General features: G+C 46.0%; 8 protein-coding genes and 1 rRNA gene. 3 read left to right on the plus strand and 6 right to left on the minus strand.

Going from position 1 to position 12165, the window contains the following annotated elements; translation table 11 throughout:
* The 3 genes from KJS52_RS05910 to KJS52_RS05920 form a co-directional block, all read right to left on the minus strand.
* Positions 1 to 348: ribosomal RNA gene (locus KJS52_RS05910) — 16S ribosomal RNA — on the minus strand; the annotation flags it as partial.
* Positions 349 to 590: 242 nt separating this feature from the next.
* Entirely contained in the window at positions 591 to 1160 is a 570-nt protein-coding gene (locus KJS52_RS05915; RefSeq protein WP_213513843.1) for an SLOG family protein, read from the minus strand.
* 41 nt (positions 1161 to 1201) lie between these two features.
* Complete coding sequence (locus KJS52_RS05920; protein WP_213513844.1) at positions 1202 to 3100, minus strand: serine hydrolase domain-containing protein; 1899 nt, start codon at positions 3098 to 3100, stop codon at positions 1202 to 1204.
* 223 nt (positions 3101 to 3323) lie between these two features.
* Here KJS52_RS05920 and KJS52_RS05925 point away from each other — a divergent pair, with 223 nt between their 5' ends.
* The 3 genes from KJS52_RS05925 to glsA all read left to right on the plus strand — a co-directional run bounded on the left by KJS52_RS05925 (position 3324) and on the right by glsA (position 6315).
* Positions 3324 to 4040 carry a response regulator transcription factor gene (locus KJS52_RS05925; protein ID WP_213513845.1) on the plus strand — a complete coding sequence of 239 codons (717 nt, stop codon included), beginning with the start codon at positions 3324 to 3326 and terminating at the stop codon, positions 4038 to 4040.
* Positions 4037 to 5104: a HAMP domain-containing sensor histidine kinase gene (locus KJS52_RS05930; protein ID WP_213513846.1), complete on the plus strand. Its 1068-nt coding sequence runs from the start codon at positions 4037 to 4039 to the stop codon at positions 5102 to 5104. Before KJS52_RS05925 ends, KJS52_RS05930 begins: the two co-directional genes overlap by 4 nt.
* A 311-nt stretch (positions 5105 to 5415) precedes the next feature.
* Positions 5416 to 6315, plus strand: coding sequence for a glutaminase A (gene glsA, locus KJS52_RS05935; protein WP_213514423.1), 900 nt, complete (start codon positions 5416 to 5418; stop codon positions 6313 to 6315).
* A gap of 137 nt (positions 6316 to 6452) precedes the next feature.
* On the opposite strand, the gene KJS52_RS05940 is transcribed toward glsA, so the two are convergent.
* The 3 genes from KJS52_RS05940 to KJS52_RS05950 form a co-directional block, all read right to left on the minus strand.
* Positions 6453 to 8321, minus strand: coding sequence for an ABC transporter ATP-binding protein (locus tag KJS52_RS05940; RefSeq protein WP_213514424.1), 1869 nt, complete (start codon positions 8319 to 8321; stop codon positions 6453 to 6455).
* A 29-nt stretch (positions 8322 to 8350) separates the two neighbouring features.
* A complete protein-coding gene (locus tag KJS52_RS05945) occupies positions 8351 to 10117 on the minus strand; it encodes an ABC transporter ATP-binding protein (protein WP_306433571.1) in 1767 nt (588 codons plus the stop codon).
* A gap of 1142 nt (positions 10118 to 11259) precedes the next feature.
* Positions 11260 to 12165 (minus strand): ArsR/SmtB family transcription factor, encoded by a 906-nt coding sequence (locus tag KJS52_RS05950; RefSeq protein ID WP_213513847.1) that lies wholly within the window; start codon positions 12163 to 12165, stop codon positions 11260 to 11262.

Raw genomic sequence — 12165 nt, forward strand, 5'->3', positions numbered from 1 at the left:
TCTGGGCCGTGTCTCAGTCCCAGTGTGGCCGATCACCCTCTCAGGTCGGCTACGCATCGTCGCCTTGGTGAGCCGTTACCTCACCAACTAGCTAATGCGCCGCAGGTCCATCCATAAGTGACAGATTGCTCCGTCTTTCCCAACTCCCTCATGCGAGAGAATCGCGTATCCGGTATTAGCATCCGTTTCCGAATGTTATCCCGGTCTTATGGGCAGGTTACCTACGTGTTACTCACCCGTCCGCCGCTAAGTCTCAAGGAAGCAAGCTCCCTATCAACTCCGCTCGACTTGCATGTATTAGGCACGCCGCCAGCGTTCGTCCTGAGCCAGGATCAAACTCTCCATGAAAGTTTGTCTTGCTCATTGTATTTCGCTTTTATCAATGTTGACCGACGGGGCGGCAACATTGATGGCAGTTCTTACTCGTTGTTCAGTTTTCAAGGATCAATTTCTTTTCCCTCGTCACCAGCAATCTCTCGCGGCGACAAGAAATAATATATCATAGGGGGCGCCCATAATGCAACCCTTTTTTCAAAAAAAGTTTTAAGTTTTTATTTATGCCTATTTGACTAGCATTATTGCTTATTCTTCTAGCTCTCGTAATCCATCATTTGCAATGCCTCTTCCTCTATTATGACGTTAATATCATCTGCTGTAATCGTATAGAGAGGATAGTCGACGTTCTCTGCTTTTTTAATTGCCTTTTCTTTTATAAATCTCGCCTTGCTCGCAGACGATTCTTCATCATAAAACAACAGCATGCCATCCGTTTTATTAAGCAGCAGCGTATCCCTCGCCTGAAACTGCCACGGCCCGCTATACGGCTGTTTGCTCACAACAGCATAATGATCAAGCTTCGCTTTTATTTTGTTCCAATATTGCTGCTTGTCTTCATTCCAGCCTTGTTCCTGATTAGCATAAGCGTGAATGATCGATACTTTTAGTTGAGGAAACATCTGCTCTCTAATTTGTATAGCCATTTCAGCAGCCCAAAGGTCAAAGCCGTATTGACCAGGAGTTATAATCCACTCCACGCCTTCTTCAATTAATGGGATCATCTTATTGATGCATGCTTTTCTAATATATTTTAATGCTTTATGCTTTTGGCTATAGATCCCCAGTTCATGAGCAGCATAGCCTGTTACTAATAAATTTTGCATAATTCCCTTCCTTGATCACCAATAATGATAAGAACACCTACCTAAAATAGGTGGATGCTCAACATATTCCAATATAATAGAAAAAACGTATAGGCTAAGCTAATCAATGACAAGAATATTTTCCCAGCCGCTAATGCTATTCTACCACTTTTGGCAAGCTTAATGCTGAAAATTATAGCATACACCGCTAAACCCGCTGCAAGCAAAGGAAGTGATGTTATTCCAAAGCTATATATTAGCGGGTAGCCATAGCTCATCTCCTTTATGCCAATTAATAATTGTAAAACAACATACACCGTAAACAGCATTGACATAAGCATAATGCTGCGAGAGATGGACCCCCTTGCTTTCTTGCTTACAATTACTCTCCAGCCTCTAACGCTATATCGAATAAGCCAGATCAGCAGAACAATGAGCCAAAATAACGCACCGCCCGCATATATAAACAGTAGTGTAAAGGATTGCTGCCACCAGGAAACTCGCTCCATCGTTACTTTATCAATGCCCGTCATGACCGTTCGCCCGTCTTCCTCATGAAACCAAATACGCTGCGTGCCATTTTGCTCCTGAAATATTTGATCGGCAATCTCACGGAACTGTACAGTTGCGTGACTAGCCAAATGCGGAAAATTTCCACTGATCTGCAAGCCGTCATTGGTCGCCTTCACCTTATATGATGTGCCAAGCGTAAAAAGCCGAATCGATCTACCCCAGCCCTGTTTTGGTGCCAGTAAATAAGCATACGTCCCTTCATATTGCTGAAGCTTATTAGCTTGTTGAATAGTTGGCACTAAATGCTGAGTACTGATTTGACCAGCTCCAGCGATTTGACTATGTTCGCTTTGCTCCAAGCTTTGCGCCGTTACTAGCTCTACAACCTGATCATGAAGCTTTGTTCCTGCATCCCCGCTGTTCGTCAAGACGAAAACTCCGAGCTGAGCAGCAGGATACAGCACTAATTTGGAGATAAAGCCTTCTACCTCCCCGGTATGCCAAACTATTTCCTGACCATCAGCCGCAAGATCAACATGAAAGCCGTAGCCAACTCCGTCCAGCATAGGATGTGAGCGGTATTGCGCTTGATGCATACGCGTGACCAGCTCAGGGGACAATATTGATTGTCCGTCATACGAGCCTTCATTAAGATGAGCAATCATATAAGCCGCCATATCATTAGGCACTAAACTGATTGCCCCCGCTGTGGGAATATTCAAATGATCAGGCGGTATTGGAGTAAAGCCTGCTGATTCATCAAATGTGTAGGAGCGGCTTTCTGCTGGTCCTAGTCTGGCGCTGTTCATCTTCAGCGGCTTAAACAGCTGCTCTTGCATATAGTCGTCTAATGCTTGACCCGTCACCTGCTCGATTAAAAGCCCCGCCAAGCCATAACCAACATTGCTATAATCATATCTTGTTCCAGGCGCACGAACAGGAGGCTGCTTCTGAAAATACTGCTGCAAAAATGCTTCCGCCGAGCTTTGCCCCGCTGCAGACCTGGCGGTTAAATGATAAATGCCTTGATCCAGGCCCGCAGTATGAGTCAGCAAATGATGCAAGCTAATTGGCTGCTCTTTATAAAATGGCACCTGAAAGGATTTCAAATAATCGTTAATATTGCGATTCAAATCCACTTGTCCGCGATCTACCAGCTGCATAACCGATGTCGCCGTAAAAGACTTCGTTAAGGAGCCAATTCTAATTAAAGTTGTTTCGGGGTCCATTGCGATTTGATTCTCTACATCGCTATACCCATACCCCTTGCTAAAAATCATTTCCTCTCCATGAACAGCTAATACGACAGCGCCAGGAATGTTAAGCTCCTCCAACTGTTTCTCCATAAGCTGATCAACACTTGCCTCCAGCTCCAATTGCGCAGACGACGCTACACTATTATACGATTTAACAGGCAATACAGCCGACAACCAGATTAGTATAGCCAAACATGCACAAGCAGCAGCTTTATTCAACATTGCAGCCTCACCTTCCTCGCCTCTTTAAGTTTAAGCATTTAACTGAACTGTATCCCATCAATGCTTCTATTTATGCTAAAGCATGATTCTTTCTCTCGCCTATCTCGAATCTTAAATTTACCTTAAATAAAAGGATGGTGAGCTTATTGCAAGAAAGTATTAAGCAACAGGCATAAACTAAGGAGGAATCAGGATGAGACGATCCGTCCTGCTGGTTGATGATGAACCAGAAATACTAGAGCTGCTCACACTATTTTTAGAGAAAGAACAATTTCACATTGTTACTGCGCAAAATGGGCTTGAAGCGTGGGATTATGTCAGAACCAGAGCATTTGATCTAGTCGTGCTCGATATTATGATGCCCAAACTGGATGGACTGCAGCTTTTGAAGCTGCTGCGCCAGGATTACAAGCTGCCCGTTATTTTGCTGTCAGCCAAAAGTGATGACAGCAATAAAATATTAGGCTTGGGTCTCGGCGCAGATGATTTTATCGCCAAGCCCTTTAACCCTTTGGAGGTCGTCGCACGCATATTAGCAATGTTGAGACGAACATATGAATTTAATGAACCGCAAGCTGCCAAGCCAATTGTTGAGCCAACTATTGAAATCGGCTCGCTAAAACTTGTCGGCTCAGATTGTGCTCTATATAAGGAAGGTCGGGCAATCCAACTGACAGCAATGGAATACCGCATACTGAAGGCTTTTATGGAAGCGCCGGGCCGCATCTTTACGAAAAAACAATTGTTCGAGCAGGTTTGGTCGGATTTTTATCAAGAAGATGCCAATACGATTATGGTTCACATTTCGCGTCTGCGGGATAAAATCGAGGATCAGCCGAAGGAACCTGTCTACATCAAAACGATTCGCGGACTAGGCTATCGCTTTGCGAAAAGGGAGGAATTTAAGTGAAGCAAAGCTCTCTTTTTCATAGGCTGACAAAGTCCTATGTCTTATTTATGCTATCTTCCGGCGCAGTCTGCCTGCTGTTTGCATTTTTCATGCTTCGCTCCTCGCTTATCAATATTGAAATTTCGTTAGGTTGGCTGCTTGTCTTTCTGCTTCTGATCGGCATGAATGTCGCGATCTACAGTCTGTGGACGGCCAAACGCATTACACGCCCGCTGGAAACCATTGCAAAGTCGCTGCAAGGCATGGCTGAGGGACAATATCATCAAAGGCTGGCAATTGATGCAGGCTATGAATTTTCAATCATTCAGCAGCACTTCAATGCACTGGTAGAAAAACTGCAGCAGGCGCAGGAGGAAAATGCTCGCCTCGAGAACAGCAAGCAGCAAATGCTGGCTGATCTTTCGCATGATCTGAGAACGCCCATTACAACGATTCAAGGCTATGCCAAAGCACTTCAGCTCGGCTATGCTCAAAATGAGGAAAAAAGAGCGGCTTACATTGAGCTCATCTATAACAAATCCATTTACGTAACCTCGCTAGTCGAACAAATCTTCAATCTGGCTACCTTGAACAGAGCCGACTATCCGTATGAGCCGAAGCATGAGGATATCGCCGAGCTGCTGAGAGAAATAGCAGCCCACTATTATGATCAGTTTCTTGAGAAGAGCTTCAGCGTGCAGCTCGACATTGCTGAAGCTGAACTACTGCATTGGTATGATCCTGTTCTGATGCGCAGAGCGATCTCCAACCTGCTGTCGAATGCGCTAGTCCACAATCCGCCAGGCACGAGCATAGCGCTGCGGCTTGCGGAAGCAGAGCAGCATATCGAAATCACGATAACCGACGACGGCGAAGAAATTCCCGATGCAGTAAAGCCAGTGCTGTTCGATTCCTTTATTAGAGGGGACGCATCAAGAAAAAGTGGTGGCGGCAGTGGGCTTGGACTTTCAATCGCCAATAAAATCGTCGGCTTGCATCAGGGAACACTTACTCTGCATACTGCAAATGGCTGCAAAACCTTTACGATCCGTCTGCCCAAGCTAATCCCTCCTGATCAAAAATGATAAGCTAGGGCGTGTATACACCCCCGCTTAGGGGTATCTTACACCGCCTGTTCGCCCCCTGCTTCGTTGCCTTTCCTTGACGTACACCCGGTACGCCTTCGAAAAAGCGCCTGGCATGGAACGAACATTCGGCATAATCTGCTCCCTTCTGAGTTTGCATACACGCCCTAGTAGACAAAAGCTCTGCTGATAAAATACTATAAAAAAAGCAAGAATATTAGCTAGGAAGCTTGAAAATCCAGAAAGGAGGAGCGGCAGTGAGCTACATAAAATTGCACGACCGACTCCCGAATATCGAGCACAATCTTCAGATGTGGGTAGAGCAGTGCAAGCAGCAATGCCATGGCGGCAAGGTCGCATCCTATATTCCAGAGCTTGCGAAAGGAAATAAACAAGCACTCGGTATCGTAATGATGGATGCGTATGGTGAACAATGCAGTGCCGGCGATATTCAAACTGTGTTCACATTACAAAGCATATCGAAGGTTTTCTCGCTCTTGCTTGCTCTAATGGACAATGGCGAAGAAATTGTATTTCATAAAGTAGGGATGGAGCCAACAGGAGACAGCTTCAACTCTATGCTCAAATTAGAGCTGGTACAGCCGGGGATACCATTCAATCCGCTAATAAATGCGGGAGCAATCGCCGTTTCTTCCTTAATTCAAGGAAGCTCGCAAAAGCATAAATTGGAGCGCGTGCTGCAATTTTTTCGGAAATGCGCCCACAATGACAGCCTGCAGTTTAATGAGCAGGTTTATCAGTCAGAGCTGCATTCTGCGGATTTGAATCGTTCGATGGCTTATTTTTTAAAGGATAACGGGGTACTCGAGCATAGTGTGGATGATGTGCTCGATATTTACTTCAGACACTGCTCCATTGACGTGAGCGTTAAAGATTTAGCGCGCATGGGCCTGCTGCTTGCCTATAATGGAACAGATCCGATTACTGGAGAACAGCTTATTCCGAAACGCTATGTGCAAATTGCCAAATCATTTATGGTAACATGCGGCATGTACAACGCGTCTGGGCAGTTTGCGATTCAGGTTGGACTGCCTGCGAAAAGCGGAGTGTCTGGCGGTATTTTAACCCTTATTCCCGGAGCAATTGGAATCGGTGTAGTTGGACCAGCGTTAAATAGTAAAGGAAACAGCATCGCAGGAGTTGAGCTGCTGGAAAAGCTGTCCAATGCATACGACCTGAGCATGTTTTAAATAATAAGCACGGAGATAGTGATCTGTAAGCCTCTTTCGCATGGTTAATCTGTACGCCTCTTTGCATGGTTAAAGTGAGGTTTAAATAATCTGGGCAACGACAGCCCATCTCCGTGCTTTAGTTTATTATCGAGGCCTTAAGCCTCGAGCATCTGCTGACCTAGCACTAATTTGCGATACAGCCCTTCCTGTCTGGAAAGCTGTTCATGCGATCCGATTTGCGAGATTTTTCCCTTCTCCAGCACAATAATTTTATTTGCCTGTGTAATTGTATTAAGACGGTGCGCGATAACGAATGATGTTCTGCCGGCCATTAAACGCTGCAGCGCCTCTTGGATTTTAATTTCAGTGACCGTATCGATGCTGCTGGTCGCCTCATCCAGAATTAAAATCGCCGGATCGGCAATCAGTGCGCGTGCGATCGCAATCAACTGCTTCTGTCCTTGACTAATGCCCGCTCCGCCAAGCTTAAGCTCAGTGTTATAGCCATCCTTCAAGCGCATGATGAAGGAATGCGCATTGGCCATTCTCGCGGCCTCATACACCTCTTCATCGCTAGCATCGAGGCGCCCGTAGCGAATATTTTCCAAAATCGTGCCTTCAAACAGATAAGGGTCCTGCAAAACAAACGCCATATGCGAGCGCAAGCTTTCTCTTGTGTACTGGGCTATATTTTTGCCATCAATTAAAATCGCACCGTTTGTCGGCTCATAGAAACGCGATAGCAATGAAATTAGCGTTGTTTTGCCAGCTCCCGTCGGCCCTACAAACGCAACCATTTCCCCAGCATTTACATCAAAGCTCGCTTGCTGAATAATAGGCTGCCCTTCATCATACTGAAAATCAACCTGCTGAAACGATACATTGCCGACAACCTTGGCAAGCGGCTTCGCTTCCCGCTCATCCTGCACCTCAAGCGGCTCATCCAAAATATGAAATACCCGCTCCGCACCGGCAATTGCAGACAGCAACGTATTCCATTGATTCGCCAAATCATTAAGCGGCCGCGTAAATTGTCTGGAATACTCCGCAAAAATAATGATCGTTCCGACCGTAACCGAATCGGTCCAAATTGATAACAAAGCCCCAACTCCAACGATTAAAGCAAAGCTTAATGAATTCAAGCCGTTCATCAGCTTTGGAATAAAGCCGGAAATAGTCTGCGCCCAGAAGCCGGACAGCATTATTTTCTCATTGCGATCCTTAAAGCCTTCGATCACTTCATTTTCCTGCGCGAATGCTTTAATAATTTTTTGCCCGGACAGCGTTTCTTCCACGAAGCCGTTTAGAGATCCCAAGCTTTTTTGCTGCATGCGAAACAGTCTGCTCGTGCGGCTCGAGATCCATTTCATGCCGAGAAACATTAGCGGAATCACGATAAAGGTAAGCAGCGTTAAAATCGGACTTAAGCTGAGCATGACAAAAACAATTCCGATTAGCGTCAACGTGCTTGAGCAAATTTGAATAAAGGAGCTATTCATAGATGAGCTAATATTTTCTATATCATTGCTGGCGCGGCTCATCAAATCCCCTTGCTGCCGCTTTGTAAAAAATGAAATCGGCAAGCGATGGAACTGGGCAAACAAGTCAGTTCTCAGCTTGTAAACGGTTTGCTGAGAAACCTGAATCATCCATATGTTTTGCAGCCACGCCGACAAGGCTTGCAGCAAATAAATCGCAGCCGTCACAACTAGCATCAAAAGCAAGCCTTCCTTAGCCTCAATAATGTAATGATCGACAATATGCCCGACCATATACGGGCCAAGCAAAGTTAATGCCGTTCCCAGCACAACCATAAGCAATACCGCGATTAACCGCATACGATAAGCGGCCAAATAGCTCCAAATTCTTTTGAGCGTGCCCCACATATTTTGCGAGCGCTTTGCTTGCTCAGGCGCCCGGCCTGGTGCTCCGCCCAAGCCCAGCCCTTTATATTTGCTTTGAGCTGCTCCACTTTCTTCTTCAGCCAACAATGAATTTGGCTTTTCATAACGAAACGGCAGCATAAAAAAGTGCTTAATGCGGCTGAAGCCTGTTAAGGTGCGGTCAGCTCGCGTGTTGTCGGGTTGGTCCATGCTGCTTCACGCTCCTTTCCCCGTTGCGACTGATAAATTTTGCGATATAACGATGAGTGAAGCATAAGCTCCTCATGCGTGCCCTGCTTCATAACCTTGCCATCATCAACAATGAGCACGGAATCGGCACGAACTGTAGTGCTCATTTTTTGAGTAACGAGCAAAACTGTGCAGGACAGCTCGCCAATCGCATCCAGCAACCGTCGTTCTGTTTCTACATCCAAGGCGCTGGTGCAATCATCAAGCAGCAGAATGGCTGGCTTTCGCACAAGCGCTCTTGCAATGCTGAGCCTTTGCTTTTGACCGCCTGATAAATTGACGCCCTTCTGTCCGATCATTGTATCGTAGCCTTGAGGCAGCTCGATAATCGTATCGTGAATTTGTGCCAGCTTGGCTGCCTCCACTACCTCATCATCTGTAGCATCCAGCTTGCCCCAACGTATATTGTCTGCTACTGTGCCAGAAAACAGCATAATTTCTTGCGGCACATAGCCAATATTCATTCTTAGCTGATGCAGAGCATAATGCTCAACAGGCTTCTGATCAATCGTTATAACACCGGCATCCGCATGATACATTCTAGGAATAAGCTGGAGAATGCTCGTCTTGCCGGATCCTGTTGCTCCCATAATCGCCAGCAGCTGACCGGACTTCACTTGGAAGCTGACGTCTGACAGCGTATTCATATTCGATTCTGGATACGTGAAGCAAACACCAGAGAAGCAAATATCGCCTTCCATATGTACGCTATCTGCACTTGCTTTCGCTTCGGTCTGTTCACTGTCTGCTACTGCGAAAACTTCATCCACCCTTTGCATTGAAGCCGATGCTCGGGCAATTCCATTAACAATCATCGAAATCATCGACAGCGCGCCCGTTATGCGCATCGCATAGTTGACGACTGCAACAATTTCCCCAACCGTAATAGAAGAACCCGCTTGAATTTGATTGCGTGCCGCCCAAAGCATAAATAATATACAGCTATTAATGAGGATTAGCACAATCGGATTAGACAGCTCGGCAAAAATCATCGTTGCTACAGTTCGCGCACGCAGCTGTTCATTTTTATGCTGAAACTGGTTATTTTCGTGGCTCATTCGGCCAAAAACGCGAATCAATCTGACACTCATCAAGCTTTGCTGCATCACCTTGTTAACTTGATCCAGCTTTTGCTGAACGATGTGGAACAGTTTATTGTTGCGAACCATCAGCCAGCCGAGAAAAATCGCAAGAATCGGAAACGCAATTAATAGATAGATTGCCAGCTTTGCATTTAATGCGAGCGCCATAATGAGACTCGTAATAACGAGCAACGGAGCCCGCAGCATAATTCTCATGCCCATAAACACAGCGTTTTGCACTTGATTGACATCATTGCTTATACGAGTAAGCAAGGAAGCCTCTTGAAATTTGCTGAACGTATTATAGCTCATACGCTGAATGCATTCATAAAGTGATTGCCTAAGATCGAAGCCGAAATTTTGACTGACATGTGCGGAATAAAAGGAGCTTAATATACCTATAGCAAATGCAAAAATCGTAGTCCCGAGCAACAGACCGCCCCAAAGCAAAATGCTGTTAACATTGCCGGCGACGATCCCCTCATCGATCACCTTGGACATCATTAATGGCTGCGCCACTTCAACTGTCAGCTCGATCAGCATCAGCATAATCGCAACAACAACATAAGCCTTGTAACGGCCTAAAAAACGAGTAAAAGTCTGCAAGCAATACTCCCTCCTTCTCTCTCTTATTATAAGTCATCATAGGCTATAAATTGAATCATTTTTTTATACCTTTAAATATCTCGTTATTAAGATATTTAACACAAGAAAACATCGAAGCACAATCCCGCAAATCAGGGATATTGACCTCGATGTCCTTCAGCGCTGCGGAGCTAAGCAATCCTACAGTCGCTTTTTAAATCGTAATGCTCTTATTTGAATTTTTTAAGGGAGCATTACGATGTTAAAGGCGACCCTCTTCGTTTTTCGGATTGCTTTGCTCCTCCGCTGTAGCTTTTTTTGAGTGCGCTACGAAGCGATTGTAGCGTCTTCATAGCAGAGCTTTTTGAATGCCCTCTTTCAGCGCTGCGGAGCTAAGCATCCTACAGTCGCTTTTTAAATCGTAATGCTCTTATTTGAATTTTTTAAGGGAGCATTACGATGTTAAAGGCGACCCTCTTCCGTTTTTCAGCGCTCCGGAGCAAAGCAATCCTACAGTCGCGTTTAAATCGTAATGCTCTTATTTGAATTTTTTTATGGGAGCATTACGATGTTAAAGGCGACCCTCTTCGTTTTTCGGATGCTTTGCTCCTCCGCTGTAGCTTTTTTTGAATGTAGGACCAAGAAGCTTGTGCGCTAGTAAAAAACGAGGAGCGCAGCGTAGGCAACAAGCTACGTGAGCACCGAAGTTTTCGCTAGCGCGCAAGATTCGACGTCGACTAAGCTACGAAGCAGCGCAGCGTCATCAAAGTCCTGCTTTTAAACCTTCCACTTCCAATGAGGGTTTAAAAGCTGGGCTTTCAGGACCAAGAAGATGGCACGATACTAGAAGGCGAGGAGCGCAGCGTAGGCCATTAGCTACGTGAGCACCGCAGCCTTCGGTAGCGTGACATATTCGCCGCCGAATACGCTCCAACGCAACCACATCGTCATCAAAGTCCTGCTTTTAAACCTTCCACTTCCAATGAGGGTTTAAAAGCTGGGCTTTCAGGACCAAGAAGATGGCACGATACTAGAAGGCGAGGAGCGCAGCGTAGGCAACAAGCTACGTGAGCACCGGAGCCTTCGGTAGCGTGACATATTCGCCGCCGACTAAACTACGAAGCAACCACATCGTCATCAAAGTCCTGCTTTTAAACCTTCCTCTACTCGTAGTACATGCGGAAGGATATGTCTCGACTGTAATTCCCAAACCCTTTGCCGAACAGCGTCAGGCCGCCTACATGCTCTGCATCCTCGTGGACTCCTAATCTGAAGCTCCATACATTGCGGTTAATGCTCAGCATATCCAGCGTAACATCAGATATTTTATGACCGTCAACCCAGCTGCCTACCTCGTCGACACGCAGCACCTTCAACAAGCCGTATTGGTTGACAGGGTCGCCCCACCAGGACGGGGAAAATCTGCCGCGTTCCGCTCCAAAGTCACCCGGACTTGTCCATGTCCCGATCTCGGTTCCGTTTACTTGAAAAAATATATCGGAGGGCCAGTTTTCGTTGTAGCCTGGCGCCTCGGAGCCTAGCTCCAATGAGATTTCAATTGCGATTATTTTTTGTGAAGGCAGTAAATAGTTCGGCACCTTATACTCCAGGTAGCCGTGTCCAAGCCAAAGAATTCCCGCATTCACTCGCTCAGGCGTATAAAAATAACGAGGATCGTCAAATTGACCGATTACCCGATCAGGCGTAGCCAGACCGCAGGTCGGATAAATTTCAAACTCTGTATAATGGCCAATTGGAATCGTGACCTCGTGGCATTTATACTGAGCGCTTGAATGAGACGGAAGCTCAATGTGTATATCATGCTCGGCAAGCGAGCACATTTTATGTGTCCCGCCATCTTTACGGACCATTTGCGTCGCCACCAAGCCAGCCTTCTCCAGCTTTTTCACGTGCATCGTTATGATTGCACTGCTCAGCTGCAGCGCAGCGGCAAGCTGCTTCACGTTCATTGATTCTTTGGAAAGCAGCTTAATAATCTCCAGCCGCACTTCACTAGCCAATGCTTCATACAAAGGTAGCCACTTTTTATCCGTATTTGCCTCAATCAT

Source organism: Paenibacillus montaniterrae, from assembly GCF_018403185.1.
GTDB lineage: Bacteria > Bacillota > Bacilli > Paenibacillales > Paenibacillaceae > Pristimantibacillus > Pristimantibacillus montaniterrae.